Source organism: Rhodosalinus sediminis (assembly GCF_003385555.1).
Taxonomy (GTDB): Bacteria; Pseudomonadota; Alphaproteobacteria; order Rhodobacterales; family Rhodobacteraceae; genus Rhodosalinus; species Rhodosalinus sediminis.
In genome coordinates this window covers 1-17171 of the sequence record NZ_QOHR01000030.1, presented here as the reverse complement: position 1 = coordinate 17171, position 17171 = coordinate 1, and the positions used below count along the sequence as shown (strand labels likewise).

The following is a 17171-nucleotide window of genomic DNA, read 5'->3' as shown; positions in this document are numbered from 1 at the left end:
TCGTCTCCAAAATCATCGAGTGATCGCGCCGCGATCGCCGCTCGGATCGGGCCGCCCCTCGGGGCGGCCCTTTTGCGTTCGGGGTCGCTCCTCCGCCCTGGCGGGCGTCCTCGCGCGCGGGGTGGATCGTGTTCGCGTGCAGCCCGATGCCTCTTGCATCCGGCGGCGCAGGCCCTTAGACCCGCCCTCGGCCGCAGGGGTATAGCTCAGTTGGTAGAGCGACGGTCTCCAAAACCGTAGGTCCCGGGTTCGAGTCCTGGTGCCCCTGCCAGCCGCGGCCGCGCTTGAACCGATCGCCGCCGCGCCCTATACCCCGCGCAATCCAGAGCCGAGAAAAGGGGCCCTCCGATGGCCAATCCGCTCCAGTTCATCCAGCAGACCCGCGCCGAGATCGGCAAGGTCGCCTGGCCCACCCGGCGCGAGGTCTTCGTGACGACCGTCATGGTCTTCATTATGGCGACGCTGACGGCGATCTTCTTCGGGCTCGTGGATCTCGGCATCCGGGGCGCGCTTCAGGGCATCCTGAGCTTCTTCGGCTGAGGGCCGGCCGCGCGGGGCGCGGCCCCGGCGCGCTCTTGAAATCGCCGGGGCGCGGGGCTACGAGCGCGGAACCATCGAAGCGGCGCGCGGGATTCGGCCTGCGCGCCGCGTCGTGCGTCACGGGCGGCCCGCACGAGGCCCCCGGCGGACGGCATCGTGACAGACGCCCGGCAGGCGCCGGACAGGACAAGGCAGAGGCAGGATGGCGAAGCGTTGGTATTCGGTGAGCGTTCTCTCGAACTTCGAGAAGAAGGTCGCCGAGCAGATCAGGACCGCCGCCGCCGAGGCCGGGCTCGAGGAGCAGATCGAGGAAGTGCTCGTGCCCACCGAGGAGGTGATCGAGGTGCGCCGCGGCAAGAAGGTGACGACCGAGCGACGCTTCATGCCGGGCTATGTCCTCGTCCGGATGGACATGACGGACAAGGCCTATCACCTGATCAACGGGATCAACCGGGTGACGGGCTTCCTCGGGGCGCAGGGCAAGCCGATGCCGATGCGCGACGAGGAGGTGAACGCCATCCTCAACCGCGTCCAGGAGGGCGAGGAGGCGCCGCGCACGCTGATCCACTTCGAGATCGGCGAGAAGGTGAAGGTCAACGATGGCCCCTTCGAGGACTTCGACGGCATGGTCGAGGAGGTGGACGAGGAGAACCAGCGCCTGAAGGTGATGGTCTCCATCTTCGGCCGGGAGACCCCGGTCGATCTGGAATTCACGCAGGTCACCAAGCAGTCCTGACGTGAGGAGAGCGTGGGAGGCGCGGGGGCCGCGGCCCCCGACCCGGACCACGGCAACGAGGAGCCGCCGCCGGCGCGCCGGGGCGGTGTTGTGACGAAAGGAGCGGCCGCATGGCCAAGAAACTCGCAGGCACGCTGAAGCTTCAGGTGCCGGCCGGACAGGCGAACCCGAGCCCGCCGGTCGGCCCCGCGCTGGGTCAGCGCGGGATCAATATCATGGAGTTCTGCAAAGCGTTCAACGCCAAGACGCAGGAGATGGAGCAGGGCGCCCCGTGCCCGACGCTCATCACCTACTACCAGGACAAGTCCTTCACGCTGGACATCAAGACGCCGCCGGCGTCCTACTACCTGAAGAAGGCGGCGAAGGTGCAGTCGGGCTCCAAGACCCCGGGCCGCGCCAGCGCCGGCACCGTCACCGCGGCGCAGATCCGCGAGATCGCGGAGGCCAAGTACAAGGACCTGAACGCGCAGACGATCGAGGACGCGATGCAGATCATCCTCGGCTCGGCGCGGTCCATGGGCCTGGAGGTGAAGTGATGGCGAAGGTCGGAAAGCGCATCCGCGCCGCCCGCGAGGCCGTGGCCGGCAAGGAGAACGTCTCCGTCGAGGAGGCCGTCTCCATCGTCAAGGAGACCGCGAGCGCGAAGTTCGACGAGACCGTCGAGGTCGCGATCAACCTCGGCGTCGATCCCCGGCACGCGGACCAGATGGTGCGCGGCGTGGTCAGCCTGCCCAACGGCACCGGCAAGGACGTGCGCGTGGCGGTCTTCGCCCGCGGCGCCAAGGCCGAGGAGGCGCAGGCCGCCGGGGCCGACATCGTCGGCGCCGAGGACCTGATGGAGACGATCCAGAACGGCGAGATCAACTTCGAGCGCTGCATCGCGACGCCGGACATGATGCCCGTCGTCGGCCGCCTCGGGAAGATCCTCGGCCCGCGCAACCTGATGCCGAACCCCAAGGTCGGCACGGTGACCATGGACGTCGCGCAGGCGGTGACGGACGCGAAGGCCGGTCAGGTGCAGTTCAAGGTGGAGAAGGCGGGCGTCATACACGGCGCCATCGGCAAGGCCTCCTTCGACGCCGGGAAACTGGCCGAGAACCTGCGCGCCTTCGTCGACGCGGTCTCGCGCGCGAAGCCGGCGGGCGCCAAGGGCACCTACATGAAGAAGGTCTCGCTGACCTCGACCATGGGCCCTGGCGTCTCGGTGGACGTGAACTCGGCCCTTGGTGAGGCGGACGCCGCGCAGGCGGCCGAGTGAGGGGCACGCCGGGCGCGCGCGGCGTGCCCGGCGACGCGATCCGGTCCCTTGGGGCCGGGGTGGCCCCGCCGTCCGCGGCGCGCCCGGCGAAAGGGCTTGGCATCGCCGCCGCGGAGGTCTAAGGGGCATTATGGGAGGCGCGCGCCGATTCGGCGGCGTGTCCCAGTCGTCCGAGACGGTGGGTCGGCCTCGTGCCGGTAAATCCTGCCCGAGACGGGAAGAGAACACCGCTTTCGCGGCCATGGCGTGACGTCAGGCCCGGCGCGGCTGCGATTGACCCGTGCGGACCCGATCGTCGGGCCCACGTCCCCCGCGCGGGGAGGCCCGGCAAAACGAGCCGGAGGGTCGTCGCCCTCCACGACTTGGAGAGAAACTGTGGATAGAGCCCAGAAAGAGCGCGTGGTCGAGGAACTCGGCCAGATCTTCGAGAGCTCTGGCGTCGTGGTGGTGTCCCACTACGAAGGTCTCACGGTTGCCGAGATGCAGGATCTCCGGGCGCGCGCCCGCGCGAACCAGAGCTCCGTCCGCGTCGCCAAGAACAGGCTCGCCAAGATCGCCCTGGAGGGCAAGCCGTGCGAGGGTATCGCCGACCTCCTTCAGGGCATGACCGTGCTCACCTATTCCGAAGACTCCGTGGCAGCCGCCAAGGTGGTCGAGGACTTCGCCAAGGACAACAAGAAGTTGCAGGTCCTCGGCGGGGCGATGGGCGAGTCGGTCCTGGACCGGGCCGGTGTCGAGGCCGTGTCGAAGATGCCGTCGCGCGACGAGCTCATCGCTCAGATCGCGTCCTGCATCGGGGCACCCGCTTCGAACATCGCCGGTGCGGTCGGCGCACCTGCTTCCAACATCGCGGGCATCCTCTCGACCATCGAAGAGAAGGCGGAGGCCGCCTGAGGCATCCCTGACACCTGCGTCGCGGCCACGCCACGACGCCGGAATCGCAGCACTAGGAAAGAGTCACGCACATGGCTGATCTGAAGAAACTCGCCGAAGAGATCGTGAACCTCACGCTCCTCGAGGCCCAGGAACTCAAGCAGATCCTGAAGGACGAATACGACATCGAGCCCGCCTCCGGCGGCGNGTCACGCACATGGCTGATCTGAAGAAACTCGCCGAAGAGATCGTGAACCTCACGCTCCTCGAGGCCCAGGAACTCAAGCAGATCCTGAAGGACGAATACGACATCGAGCCCGCCTCCGGCGGCGCGGTGATGATGGCCGGCCCCGCCGAGGGCGGCGGCGGCGAAGCCGCCGAGGAGCAGACGGAATTCGACGTCATCCTCAAGTCGGGCGGCTCCTCCAAGATCAACGTGATCAAGGAAGTCCGCGCGATCACCGGCCTCGGCCTCAAGGAGGCCAAGGAGCTCGTCGAGGCCGGCGGCAAGCCGGTCAAGGAAGGCGCGCCCAAGGAAGAGGCCGAAGAGATCAAGAAGAAGCTCGAGGACGCCGGCGCGGAAGTCGAGCTCAAGTAATCGTGACCGGCCGCGGCGGGCATCTCCGCCGCGGTTGCGCTACACGACCCTCTCGGCTGGGCCCCGCACGGCGGCCCGGCCGAACCTGTCTCGGCAAGACCCTTCACGACGGGGGTCTTTCCAAGGCGAGGTTCGCGCGATCGGGAGGCCCGCGGTGGGACGCGGGCCGAGCATGGATCGCCCCGCCGTCTCCGATGGACGCGCAGCTGTGGCCCGGCAGCGCGCGCGCCCGGCGAGAAACCTGAGGTGAGTCCGCACATGTCCCAATCCTTTCTCGGCCAGAAGCGTCTCCGCCGGTATTACGGCCGGATCCGCGAAGTTCTCGAGATGCCGAACCTCATCGAGGTTCAGAAAAGTTCCTACGACCTGTTCCTGAAGTCCGGCGAGGGCGAGACGCCGGTCGACGGCGAAGGGATCAAGGGCGTCTTTCAGTCCGTCTTTCCGATCAAGGATTTCAACGAGACCGCGGTCCTCGAGTTCGTGGACTACGCGCTCGAGCGGCCGAAGTACGACGTCGAGGAATGCCAGCAGCGCGACATGACCTATGCCGCGCCGCTCAAGGTGACGCTGCGGCTGATCGTCTTCGACGTGGACGACGACACCGGCGCCAAGTCGGTGAAGGACATCAAGGAACAGGACGTCTACATGGGCGACATGCCGCTCATGACGTCGAACGGCACCTTCATCGTCAACGGCACCGAGCGCGTCATCGTCAGCCAGATGCACCGCTCGCCGGGCGTGTTCTTCGACCACGACAAGGGCAAGACGCACTCCTCGGGCAAGCTGCTCTTCGCCTGCCGCATCATCCCCTACCGCGGCTCCTGGCTCGACTTCGAGTTCGATGCGAAGGACATCGTCTACGCGCGCATCGACCGGCGCCGGAAGCTGCCGGTGACGACGCTCCTCTATGCGCTCGGCCTCGACCAGGAAGGCATCATGGATGCCTATTACGACACGGTCACCTATCGCCTGCGCAAGGGCGAGGGCTGGGAGACGAAGTTCTTCCCCGAGCGCGTGCGCGGCACGCGCCCGCCGCATGATCTGGTGGACGCCGCCACCGGCGAGGTGATCGCGGAAGCCGGCAAGAAGGTCACGCCGCGCGCGGTGAAGAAGCTCATCGACGAGGGCAAGGTCACCGACCTTCTCGTGCCCTTCGAGCAGATCGTCGGCAAATACGCCGCCAAGGACATCATCAACGAGGAGACCGGCGCCATCTACGTCGAGGCGGGCGACGAGCTCACCTGGGAGGTGGACAAGGAGGGCTCCGTCACCGGCGGCACGCTGAAGGAGCTTCTCGACGCCGGCGTGACCGAGATCCCGGTGCTCGACATCGACGGCGTGAACGTCGGCGCCTACATCCGCAACACCATGGCCGCGGATAAGACCATGAACCGCGAGACCGCGCTCATGGACATCTACCGCGTCATGCGCCCGGGCGAGCCGCCCACCGTCGAGGCGGCGACCGCGCTCTTCGACACGCTGTTCTTCGACCCCGAGCGCTACGACCTGTCGGCGGTCGGCCGCGTCAAGATGAACATGCGGCTCAACCTCGAGAAGCCCGATACGCAGCGCACCCTCGACCGGGAGGACATCGTCGCCTGCGTCCGGGCGCTAGTGGAGCTGCGCGACGGCCGGGGCGAGATCGACGACATCGACCACCTCGGCAACCGCCGGGTGCGCTCGGTCGGCGAGCTGATGGAGAACCAGTACCGCGTCGGCCTGCTGCGCATGGAGCGCGCCATCAAGGAGCGCATGTCCTCGGTCGAGATCGACACGGTCATGCCGCAGGACCTCATCAACGCGAAGCCCGCCGCGGCCGCGGTGCGGGAGTTCTTCGGTTCCTCGCAGCTTTCGCAGTTCATGGACCAGACGAACCCGCTGTCCGAGGTCACCCACAAGCGCCGCCTCTCGGCGCTCGGCCCCGGCGGCCTGACGCGGGAGCGCGCCGGCTTCGAGGTGCGCGACGTGCACCCGACGCACTACGGCCGGATGTGCCCGATCGAGACGCCGGAAGGCCCGAACATCGGTCTCATCAACAGCCTCGCCACCTATGCGCGGGTGAACAAGTACGGCTTCATCGAGACGCCCTACCGCAAGGTGGACAGCGGGCAGGTCACCGACGATGTGGTCTACATGTCCGCCACCGAGGAGATGCGGCATACGGTGGCGCAGGCCAACGCGAAGCTCGACGACGGCGGCCGCTTCGTCAACGAGCTGGTCTCGACGCGGCAGGCGGGCGACTATCTGCTCGCCCCGAACGAGAGCGTGGATCTGATCGACGTCTCGCCGAAGCAGCTCGTGTCGGTCGCGGCCTCGCTGATCCCGTTCCTCGAGAACGACGACGCCAACCGCGCGCTCATGGGCTCGAACATGCAGCGTCAGGCGGTGCCGCTCCTGCAGGCCGAGGCGCCGCTCGTCGGCACCGGCATCGAGGAAGTCGTGGCGCGCGATTCGGGCGCCTCCGTCCTCGCGCGGCGCGCCGGCGTGATCGACCAGGTGGACGCGCAGCGCATCGTCGTGCGCGTGACCGAGGCGATCGAGCCGGGCGATCCGGGCGTGGACATCTACCGCATGCGGAAGTTCCAGCGCTCGAACCAGAACACCGCGCTCAACCAGCGCCCGCTCGTCAAGGTGGGCGACGAGGTGCAGCGCGGCGAGGTGATCGCCGACGGCCCCTCGACGGACATGGGCGAGCTCGCGCTCGGCAAGAACGTCGTGACGGCCTTCATGCCGTGGAACGGCTACAACTTCGAGGACTCGATCCTGATCTCGGAGCGCATCGCGCGTGACGACGTCTTCACCTCGATCCACATCGAGGAGTTCGAGGTCGCCGCCCGCGACACCAAGCTCGGGCCCGAGGAGATCACCCGCGACATCCCCAACGTCGGCGAGGAGGCGCTGCGCAACCTCGACGAGGCGGGCATCGTCTACATCGGCGCCGACGTGGAGCCGGGCGACATCCTCGTGGGCAAGATCACGCCCAAGGGCGAAAGCCCGATGACGCCGGAGGAGAAGCTCCTGCGCGCCATCTTCGGCGAGAAGGCGTCCGACGTGCGCGACACCTCGCTCCGGGTGAAGCCGGGCGACTACGGCACCGTCGTGGACGTGCGGGTGTTCAACCGTCACGGCGTCGAGAAGGACGAGCGCTCGCTGCAGATCGAGCGCGAAGAGATCGAGAGCCTCGCGCGGGACCGCGACGACGAGCTCGCGATCCTCGAGCGCAACATCTACGCGCGCCTCAAGGAGATGCTTCTCGGCAAGACCGCGGTGAAGGGGCCGCGCGGCGTCAAGCCGAACTCCGAGATCACCGAGGAACTGCTCGAGGGGCTGACCCGCGGGCAGTGGTGGCAGCTCGCCCTCGCCGAGGAGGAGGACGCGCAACGCCTCGAGGCGCTGCACGAGCAGTACGAGGCGCAGAAGCGCCAGCTCGAGGCGCGCTTCGAGGACAAGGTCGAGAAGGTGCGGCGCGGTGACGACATGCCGCCGGGCGTGATGAAGATGGTCAAGGTCTTCGTCGCGGTGAAGCGCAAGCTGCAGCCGGGCGACAAGATGGCGGGCCGGCACGGCAACAAGGGCGTCATCTCCAAGGTCGTCCCGATGGAGGACATGCCCTTCCTCGAGGACGGCACGCCCGTCGACTTCGTGCTGAACCCGCTCGGCGTGCCCTCGCGGATGAACGTGGGCCAGATCCTCGAGACGCACATGGGCTGGGCCTCGCGCGGGCTCGGCGTGCAGATCGAGGAGGCGCTGGACTCCTACCGCCGCTCGGGCGACCTGACCCCGGTGCAGGACGCCATGCGCATCGCCTACGGCGACGAGGTCTATGCCGAGGGGATCGAGGGGATGGACGAGGGGCGCCTCGTGGAGGCCGCCTCCAACGTCACCGGCGGTGTCCCGATCGCCACGCCGGTCTTCGACGGCGCCAAGGAGCCCGACGTCAACGACGCGCTGGTGCGCGCGGGCTTCTCCGAATCCGGTCAGTCGGTGCTCTTCGACGGGCGCACCGGCGAGCAGTTCTCGCGCCCGGTGACGGTGGGCATCAAGTACCTGCTGAAGCTGCACCACCTCGTCGACGACAAGATCCACGCGCGCTCGACCGGCCCCTACAGCCTCGTCACGCAGCAGCCGCTCGGCGGCAAGGCGCAGTTCGGCGGCCAGCGCTTCGGCGAGATGGAGGTCTGGGCGCTCGAGGCCTACGGCGCCGCCTACACCCTGCAGGAGATGCTGACGGTGAAGTCGGACGACGTGGCCGGGCGCACGAAGGTCTACGAGTCGATCGTCAAGGGCGAGGACAACTTCGAGGCCGGCGTGCCCGAAAGCTTCAACGTGCTCGTGAAGGAGGTCCGCGGCCTCGGCCTCAACATGGAACTCCAGGACGAGGAGGAGGATGAATAACGGCGCGTGAGTTCACGCCCCCTGCGCGCCGCCGCAGGGGGCGTGCCCGCCACGCAGCGGTGCGACCGGCACCGGCGCGGCGCGCCCCGTCCTCCTCCCCGCACCTGACAAGGACTCCGATATGAACCAGGAACTCACGAACAACCCGTTCAACCCGCTCGCCGCGACCAAGACCTTCGACGAGATCAAGATCTCCCTCGCGAGCCCGGAGCGGATCCTCTCGTGGTCCTACGGCGAGATCAAGAAGCCCGAGACGATCAACTACCGCACCTTCAAGCCCGAGCGCGACGGCCTGTTCTGCGCGCGCATCTTCGGGCCGATCAAGGACTACGAGTGCCTCTGCGGCAAGTACAAGCGGATGAAGTATCGCGGCGTCGTCTGCGAGAAATGCGGCGTCGAGGTCACGCTGCAGAAGGTCCGCCGCGAGCGCATGGGCCACATCGAGCTCGCCGCGCCGGTCGCGCACATCTGGTTCCTGAAGTCGCTACCCTCGCGCATCGGCCTCATGCTCGACATGACGCTGCGCGACCTAGAGCGCGTGCTCTACTTCGAGAACTACGTCGTCACGAACCCCGGCCTCACGGATCTGAACTACGGTCAGATGCTCACCGAGGAGGAGTTCCTCGACGCGCAGGACCAGTATGGCTCCGACGCCTTCAGCGCCTCCATCGGCGCCGAGGCGATCCGCGAGATGCTCGCGCAGATCGACCTCGAGGCGGAGGCCGAGCAGCTGCGCGCCGATCTCGCCGAGGCGACGGGGGAGCTGAAGCCCAAGAAGATCATCAAGCGGCTGAAGGTCGTCGAGGCCTTCCTCGAGTCGGGCAACCGGCCCGAGTGGATGATCATGACGGTGATCCCGGTCATCCCGCCGGAGCTGCGCCCGCTGGTGCCGCTCGACGGCGGCCGTTTCGCCACCTCTGACCTCAACGACCTCTACCGCCGGGTCATCAACCGCAACAATCGCCTCAAGCGGCTGATCGAGCTGCGCGCGCCGGACATCATCGTGCGCAACGAGAAGCGGATGCTGCAGGAGTCGGTGGACGCGCTCTTCGACAACGGCCGCCGCGGCCGCGTCATCACGGGCGCCAACAAGCGCCCGCTGAAGTCGCTCTCCGACATGCTCAAGGGCAAGCAGGGCCGCTTCCGGCAGAACCTGCTCGGCAAGCGCGTGGACTTCTCGGGGCGGTCGGTGATCGTGACCGGGCCGGAGCTCAAGCTGCACCAGTGCGGCCTGCCCAAGAAGATGGCGCTCGAGCTCTTCAAGCCGTTCATCTACTCCCGGCTCGAGGCGAAGGGGCTCTCGTCGACCGTCAAACAGGCCAAGAAGCTCGTCGAGAAGGAGCGCCCCGAGGTCTGGGACATCCTCGACGAGGTCATCCGCGAGCACCCCGTGCTGCTGAACCGCGCGCCGACACTGCACCGTCTCGGCATTCAGGCCTTCGAGCCGGTGCTGATCGAGGGCAAGGCGATCCAGCTTCACCCGCTGGTCTGCGCGGCCTTCAACGCCGACTTCGACGGCGACCAGATGGCGGTGCACGTGCCGCTCTCGCTCGAGGCGCAGCTCGAGGCGCGGGTGCTGATGATGAGCACGAACAACGTGCTCTCGCCCGCGAACGGCGCGCCGATCATCGTGCCGTCGCAGGACATGGTCCTCGGCCTTTACTACATCTCGCTCGAGCGTGAGGGCATGAAGGGCGAGGGCATGGCCTTCGCCAACCCCGACGAGGTGCAGTTCGCCCTCGAGACGGGGCAGGTGCACATGCACGCGAAGATCACCTGCCGGATGCCGCAGATCGACGAGACCGGCAACGAGGTCTGGCAGCGGTTCGAGACGACGCCGGGCCGCGTGCGCCTCGGCCAGCTGATGCCGCTCAACGCCAAGGCGCCCTTCGATCTCGTCAATCGTCTCCTGCGCAAGAAGGAGGTGCAGCAGGTCATCGACACCGTCTACCGCTACTGCGGGCAGAAGGAGTCGGTTATCTTCTGCGACCAGATCATGGGGCTCGGCTTCAAGGAGGCGTTCCGCGCCGGCATCTCCTTCGGCAAGGACGATATGGTCATCCCGCAGGAGAAGTGGGGCATCGTCGAGGAGACCCGCGAGCACGTGAAGGAGTTCGAACAGCAGTACATGGACGGGCTCATCACGCAGGGCGAGAAGTACAACAAGGTCGTGGACGCCTGGTCGAAGTGCAACGACAAGGTGACCGAGGCCATGATGGGCTCGATCTCGTCCACGCAGTACGACGAGAGCGGCGCCGAGCAGGAGCCGAACTCGATCTACATGATGGCGCACTCCGGCGCACGGGGTTCGGTCACGCAGATGAAGCAGCTCGGCGGCATGCGTGGCCTGATGGCCAAGCCGAACGGCGACATCATCGAGACGCCGATCATCTCGAACTTCAAGGAAGGCCTGACCGTGCTGGAGTACTTCAACTCCACCCACGGCGCGCGGAAGGGCCTGTCGGACACCGCGCTCAAGACGGCGAATTCGGGCTACCTGACCCGGCGCCTCGTGGACGTGGCGCAGGACTGCATCGTGCGCGAGCAGGACTGCGGCACCGATCGCTCCATCACGGCCGAGGCGGCGGTGAACGAGGGCGAGCTGGTGGCGAGCCTCGGCGAGCGGGTGCTCGGCCGGATCGCGGCGGACGACATCGTGGCGCCGACGACCGGCGAGGTGATCGTGGCCGCGGGCGAGCTCGTCGACGAGCGCATGGCCGACCGCATCGACGAGGCCGCGGTGCAGACCGCGCGCATCCGCAGCCCGCTGACCTGCGAGTCCGAGGACGGCGTCTGCGCCATGTGCTACGGTCGTGACCTCGCCCGCGGGACCATGGTCAACGTCGGCGAGGCTGTGGGCATCATCGCCGCGCAGTCGATCGGCGAGCCGGGCACGCAGCTCACCATGCGGACCTTCCACATCGGCGGCGTCGCGCAGGGCGGGCAGCAGTCCTTCCTCGAGGCGAGCCAGCCGGGCATCGTGCGCTTCGAGAACGCCTCGACGCTCACGAATGCGGCCGGCGAACTTCTCGTCATGGGCCGCAACATGAAGCTCTCGATCCAGGACGAGCAGGGCGAGGAGCGCGCGAGCCACAAGGTCGGCTACGGCTCCAAGCTCTTCGTCAAGGACGGCGCCGAGGTGGAGCGGGGCGACAAGCTCTTCGAGTGGGACCCCTACACGCTGCCGATCATCGCCGAGAAGTCGGGGGTCGCGCGGCACGTGGACCTCGTGAACGGCGTCGCCGTGCGCGAGGAGACGGACGAAGCCACCGGCATGACGCAGAAGATCGTCACCGACTGGCGCACTGCGCCCAAGGGCAACGAGCTCAAGCCCGAGATCATCCTCGTCGACGAGGATGGCCAGCCGGTGCGCAACGAGGCGGGCAACCCGGTGACCTACCCGATGTCGGTGGACGCGATCCTGTCGTGCGAGGACGGGCAGAAGCTCGAGGCGGGCGACGTCGTGGCGCGCATCCCGCGCGAGGGCGCCAAGACGAAGGACATCACCGGCGGTCTGCCGCGGGTGGCGGAACTCTTCGAGGCGCGCCGTCCCAAGGACCACGCCATCATCGCCGAGATCGACGGCTACGTGCGCTTCGGCAAGGACTACAAGAACAAGCGCCGCATCACGATCGAGCCCGTCGACGACAGCCTCGCGCCGGCCGAGTACATGGTGCCCAAGGGCAAGCACGTCCCGGTGCAGGAGGGCGACTTCGTCCAGAAGGGCGACTACGTCATGGACGGCAACCCGGCGCCGCACGACATCCTGTCGATCATGGGGGTCGAGGCGCTCGCCAACTACATGGTCGACGAGGTGCAGGAGGTCTATCGCCTGCAGGGCGTGAAGATCAACGACAAGCACATCGAGGTGATCGTCCGCCAGATGCTGCAGAAGTGGGAGATCCTCGACAGCGGGGAGACCACGCTTCTCAAGGGGGAGCACGTCGACAAGGCCGAGCTCGACGAGGCCAACGCCAAGGCGGAGGCCAAGGGCGGCCGCCCGGCGAGCGCGGAGCCGATCCTGCTCGGCATCACCAAAGCGTCGCTGCAGACGCGGTCCTTCATCTCCGCCGCTTCCTTCCAGGAGACGACGCGCGTGCTCACCGAAGCCTCGGTGCAGGGCAAGCGCGACAAGCTCGTCGGCCTCAAGGAGAACGTGATCGTCGGCCGCCTGATCCCCGCGGGCACCGGCGGCGCGACCGAGCGGGTGCGCCGCGTCGCGCAGAGCCGCGACAACGTGGTGATCGAGGCCCGCCGCGAGGAGGCCGAGGCCGCCGCCGCGCTCGCCGCGCCGGCCGAGGAGGACGCGCCCTCGCCCGAGGACGCCTTCCTCGTCGACATGCCGGAGAGCCGGGACGAGTGATCGCCCCGGCCCGCCGGGCCACGCAATGACGAAGAGCGGCGGCGCCCCCGGGCGCCGCCGTTTTCGCGTCAGGGGTGGCCGAAGACGGCGCGCACGCGGTCGGCGTCGATGGCGAAGCGCGCGCGGAACTCCGCCTCGCCCGCCGCGTCCAGAAGCGGCAGCTCTACCGGCGCGACATGCGCCTTCTGGCGGGAGTCGTTGTGATCGTTGTGCCCGCGCACGTACATCTCCTCATGCGTGAAGGTCACCGTCGGCATGAAACGGTTGATCCGGTTGTGCGCGAAGTTCATCAGGGTGAGCCGCACGCCCGGCTGCACCGCCGCCGCCTGCGCGACGCCCCAGTAGGGGGTGACGCTGGGCTCGGCGCGGATGCCTTCGGCCGTGGGCCGCGCCACCCAGCCCCGGTTCCAGTCGAACCCGACGAGCCGATGCGCCCGCGTGAGCGCCGCGCAGTCCGCCGCCGCCGCGCGCAGGCGCTCCACGAAGGTCACCGCCACCGCGTCGTCGTCGTCGTGGCGAAACATCAGGCAGGGCGCGCGCATGTCCCGCGCGTCGTTGATGACCTCCTGACAGACCTGCCGGTGCGGCCCGGGCGGCCGTGCGACGATCCGGGCCTGCGGCACCGGCGCGAGGAGCCGCTCCAGACGCTCGCGCAGGGGGGCGGGCATCGCCTCGCCCACCAGAACGAGGAACAGGAAATCCGGGTCGGTCTGCGCCGCGATGCCGGGCAGGCAGATCGTCTCGAACTGGCGGAACCGCGCCTCGATCCGCTCGGGCGCGTAGAGATAGGCCGCGCGCGCGGCGGCGTCGTCGTGCTCCACCTGGAAACCGCCCTCGGCGGGGTAGGAGAAGCGGCAGAAGCCGATGACCTGCATGGGCGCCCCGATCCCTGAAACCCGGGGGAAGGGTGCACCGCCGCGCCCCGCGCGACAAGCGGCGGCGGGCTGTTGACAACCCCCGCGACTCTGCCTATACGCGCCGCATCCCGGCCCCCGGTCCGTTCTGGGCGCCGGCATCATGACTGAAGTGGCCACGATCCGGGCACACGCCCCGATCCTCTGGAACCCAGCCGCGTCGGCCCAAAGGCAAGGGCTGAGTGCGGCACTTGTAGTTTTGCGCGGATGCCGTGCGCGCCGCCGAGGAAGCCAGCCGCGGGCCGCCGCGGCGGACGAGACAAACGGGGAAGAGACCCTTATGCCAACGATCCAGCAGCTGATCCGCAAGCCGCGGCAGCCCAAGACCCGGTCGAACAAGTCGATGCACCTCGAGGGCAACCCGCAGAAGCGCGGCGTCTGCACCCGGGTCTACACGACCACGCCGAAGAAGCCGAACTCGGCCATGCGGAAGGTCGCCAAGGTCCGCCTGACCAACGGCTACGAGGTGATCAGCTACATCCCCGGCGAGAAGCACAACCTTCAGGAGCACTCGGTGGTCCTGATCCGTGGTGGCCGTGTGAAGGACCTTCCGGGCGTACGCTACCACATCCTGCGCGGCGTGCTCGACACCCAGGGCGTCAAGGATCGCCGCCAGCGCCGCTCGAAATACGGCGCCAAGCGCCCGAAGTAAGAGGAACAGAGGATGTCCCGCCGTCACCGCGCCGAGAAACGCGAAATCCTGCCCGACCCGAAATTCGGCGATCGGGTGCTGACCAAGTTCATGAACAACCTGATGATCGACGGCAAGAAGTCCGTCGCCGAGAGCATCGTCTACAATGCGCTCGACCGGGTGGAGAACAAGGTCAAGCGCGCCCCCGTAGAGATCTTCCACGAGGCGCTCGACAACATCAAGCCGTCGGTGGAGGTCCGCTCGCGCCGCGTGGGCGGCGCCACCTATCAGGTGCCGGTCGAGGTGCGCCCCGAGCGCCGCGAGGCGCTCGCGCTGCGCTGGCTCATCGACGCCTGCCGCAAGCGCAACGAGAACACCATGGAAGAGCGCCTCGCCTCCGAGCTGCTCGACGCGGTGAACTCGCGCGGCGCCGCCGTGAAGAAGCGTGAGGACACGCACAAGATGGCCGAAGCCAACAAGGCGTTCAGCCACTACCGCTGGTAAGCCCCGGGCCGGGCGCGGACGGCCGCCCGCCCGCCTTTCCGACACAGCCGGCCGATACGGAACATGGGGAAGCCCCGGGCGCGGCCCGGACGACCTAAAGGACGCAAGGATGAAACGCGACTATTCCCTCGAGCGCTACCGCAACTTCGGGATCATGGCGCATATCGACGCCGGCAAGACCACGACGACCGAGCGCGTCCTGTTCTACACCGGCCGCTCGCACAAGATCGGCGAGGTGCACGACGGCGCCGCGACGATGGACTGGATGGAGCAGGAGCAGGAGCGGGGGATCACCATCACCTCGGCCGCGACGACGACCTTCTGGTTCCGCACCGAGGACGGCGAGACGCCGACCGGTATCTACGGCGACACCCCGGAAGAGGCGAAGTTCCGCTTCAACATCATCGACACGCCGGGACACGTCGACTTCACGATCGAGGTGGAGCGCTCGCTCGCCGTGCTCGACGGCGCGGTGGCCGTGCTCGACGCCAACGCCGGGGTGGAGCCGCAGACCGAGACGGTCTGGCGTCAGGCCGACCGCTATCAGGTGCCGCGCATCGTCTTCGTCAACAAGATGGACAAGCTCGGCGCGGATTTCTTCAACTGCGTCGAGATGATCCGGGACCGCACGGGCGCCACGCCCGCGCCGATCCAGATGCCCATCGGGGCCGAGGACAAGCTCGAGGGCATCGTCGACCTCGTCACCATGCAGGAATGGGTCTGGAAGGGCGAGGACCTCGGCGCCTCCTGGGTCATTCAGGACATCCGCGACGAGCTCAAGGACAAGGCCGAGGAGATGCGCGCGGAGCTCGTCGAGCTCGCCGTCGAGCAGGACGACGCCGCGATGGAGAAGTACCTCGAGGGCGAAGAGCCCGATCTCCCGACGCTGCGCTCGCTCATCCGCAAGGGCACCCTGTCGCTCTCCTTCGTGCCGGTCCTCGCGGGGTCCGCGTTCAAGAACAAGGGCGTGCAGCCCATGCTGAACGCCGTGATCGACTACCTGCCCGGCCCGCTCGACGTGCCGCCCTACATGGGCTTCGCGCCGGACGACGAGACCGAGACGCGCAACATCGAGCGCCGCCCGGGCGACGACGAGCCCTTCGCCGGCCTCGCCTTCAAGATCATGAACGACCCCTTCGTCGGTTCGCTGACCTTCACGCGGATCTACTCGGGCCACATGAAGAAGGGCGACAACATCCTCAACGCCACCAAGGGCAAGCGTGAGCGCATCGGCCGCATGATGATGATGCACTCCAACTCGCGCGAGGAGATCGAGTGGGCGGGCTCGGGCGACATCATCGCGCTCGCGGGCCTCAAGGACACGACGACGGGCGACACGCTTTGCGATTCGTCGCACCCGGTCGTGCTCGAGACGATGACCTTCCCCGACCCGGTGATCGAAATCGCCGTCGAGCCCAAGACCAAGGCCGACCAAGAGAAGATGTCGGCGGGCCTGCAGCGCCTCGCGGCGGAGGACCCGTCCTTCAAGGTCGAGACGGACCTCGAGTCCGGTCAGACCATCATGAAGGGCATGGGCGAGCTTCACCTCGACATCCTCGTCGACCGTCTCAAGCGGGAGTTCAAGGTCGAGGCGAACATCGGCGCGCCGCAGGTGGCCTACCGCGAGACGATCTCGCAGCAGATCACGCACACCTACACGCACAAGAAGCAGACCGGCGGCTCCGGCCAGTTCGCCGAGGTGCAGCTCGAGATCACGCCGACCGAGCCGGGCGAGGGCTATTCCTTCGAAAGCCGCATCGTCGGCGGCGCGGTGCCGAAGGAATACGTGCCGGGCGTCGAGAAGGGCATCCAGTCGGTGATGGACTCCGGTCCTGTCGCGGGCTTCCCGGTGATCGACTTCAAGGTCGCGCTGGTGGACGGCAAGTACCACGACGTCGACTCCTCCGTGCTGGCCTTCGAGATCGCGAGCCGGATGTGCATGCGCGAAGGTCTCAAGAAGGCCGGCGCGAAGCTTCTCGAGCCCGTGATGCGGGTCGAGGTGATCACGCCGGAGGAATACACCGGCAGCATCATCGGCGACCTCACCTCGCGGCGTGGTCAGGTGCAGGGCCAGGACCCGCGCGGCAACGCGATCGCGATCGAGGCCTTCGTGCCGCTGGCCAACATGTTCGGCTACATCAACAACCTGCGCTCCATGTCCTCGGGCCGCGCGCAGTTCACGATGCAGTTCGACCACTACGAGCCGGTCCCGCAGAACATCTCGGACGAGATTCAGGCGAAATACGCATAAGCGCGGTGCGTGGGAGACCACGCACCCTACCCCGTAGGGTGCGTGCCCGGCACGCACCGTGAGACGAAAAGGAGGCCAGGCATGGCAAAGACGAAGTTCGAACGCAGC

General features: G+C 67.7%; 12 protein-coding genes, 1 tRNA gene and 1 pseudogene. 13 read left to right on the top strand and 1 reads right to left on the bottom strand.

Annotated elements, in window-relative coordinates; translation table 11 throughout:
- The first annotated feature begins 195 nt into the window (after window positions 1-195).
- The 10 genes and pseudogenes from DRV84_RS13830 to rpoC all read left to right on the top strand — a co-directional run bounded on the left by DRV84_RS13830 (window position 196) and on the right by rpoC (window position 12763).
- Window positions 196-271, top strand: a tRNA-Trp gene (locus DRV84_RS13830).
- Between the two features lie 77 nt (window positions 272-348).
- Entirely contained in the window at window positions 349-540 is a 192-nt protein-coding gene (secE, locus tag DRV84_RS13825; protein WP_115981749.1) for a preprotein translocase subunit SecE, read from the top strand.
- A 202-nt stretch (window positions 541-742) separates the two neighbouring features.
- A complete protein-coding gene (gene nusG, locus DRV84_RS13820) occupies window positions 743-1276 on the top strand; it encodes a transcription termination/antitermination protein NusG (protein ID WP_115981747.1) in 534 nt (177 codons plus the stop codon).
- Window positions 1277-1386: 110 nt separating this feature from the next.
- Window positions 1387-1812: a 50S ribosomal protein L11 gene (gene rplK / locus DRV84_RS13815; RefSeq protein ID WP_115981745.1), complete on the top strand. Its 426-nt coding sequence runs from the start codon at window positions 1387-1389 to the stop codon at window positions 1810-1812.
- Window positions 1812-2534, top strand: coding sequence for a 50S ribosomal protein L1 (gene rplA, locus DRV84_RS13810; protein ID WP_115981743.1), 723 nt, complete (start codon window positions 1812-1814; stop codon window positions 2532-2534). The genes rplK and rplA overlap by 1 nt, the downstream gene beginning before the upstream one ends.
- A gap of 375 nt (window positions 2535-2909) precedes the next feature.
- Window positions 2910-3428, top strand: coding sequence for a 50S ribosomal protein L10 (gene rplJ, locus DRV84_RS13805; protein WP_115981741.1), 519 nt, complete (start codon window positions 2910-2912; stop codon window positions 3426-3428).
- A 71-nt stretch (window positions 3429-3499) separates the two neighbouring features.
- A pseudogene (locus tag DRV84_RS13800) lies at window positions 3500-3613 on the top strand (50S ribosomal protein L7/L12); the annotation flags it as partial.
- Between the two features lie 11 nt (window positions 3614-3624).
- Window positions 3625-4005 (top strand): 50S ribosomal protein L7/L12, encoded by a 381-nt coding sequence (gene rplL, locus DRV84_RS13795; protein ID WP_115981739.1) that lies wholly within the window; start codon window positions 3625-3627, stop codon window positions 4003-4005.
- 258 nt (window positions 4006-4263) lie between these two features.
- A complete protein-coding gene (gene rpoB / locus DRV84_RS13790; RefSeq protein WP_115981737.1) occupies window positions 4264-8400 on the top strand; it encodes a DNA-directed RNA polymerase subunit beta in 4137 nt (1378 codons plus the stop codon).
- A gap of 121 nt (window positions 8401-8521) precedes the next feature.
- Entirely contained in the window at window positions 8522-12763 is a 4242-nt protein-coding gene (rpoC, locus tag DRV84_RS13785; RefSeq protein WP_115981735.1) for a DNA-directed RNA polymerase subunit beta', read from the top strand.
- Between the two features lie 68 nt (window positions 12764-12831).
- Here the strand turns inward: rpoC and DRV84_RS13780 are convergent, their stop codons facing one another.
- Complete coding sequence (locus tag DRV84_RS13780) at window positions 12832-13638, bottom strand: glycosyltransferase (protein WP_115981733.1); 807 nt, start codon at window positions 13636-13638, stop codon at window positions 12832-12834.
- Window positions 13639-13957: 319 nt separating this feature from the next.
- Between DRV84_RS13780 and rpsL the strand changes: the two genes are divergently transcribed.
- The 3 genes from rpsL to fusA all read left to right on the top strand — a co-directional run bounded on the left by rpsL (window position 13958) and on the right by fusA (window position 17063).
- Complete coding sequence (gene rpsL / locus DRV84_RS13775) at window positions 13958-14329, top strand: 30S ribosomal protein S12 (RefSeq protein ID WP_115981731.1); 372 nt, start codon at window positions 13958-13960, stop codon at window positions 14327-14329.
- A 12-nt stretch (window positions 14330-14341) separates the two neighbouring features.
- Window positions 14342-14812, top strand: a complete 471-nt coding sequence (gene rpsG, locus DRV84_RS13770) for a 30S ribosomal protein S7 (protein ID WP_115981729.1) — start codon at window positions 14342-14344, stop codon at window positions 14810-14812.
- Window positions 14813-14921: 109 nt separating this feature from the next.
- Entirely contained in the window at window positions 14922-17063 is a 2142-nt protein-coding gene (gene fusA / locus DRV84_RS13765) for an elongation factor G (RefSeq protein WP_115981727.1), read from the top strand.
- Window positions 17064-17171 lie beyond the last annotated feature (108 nt).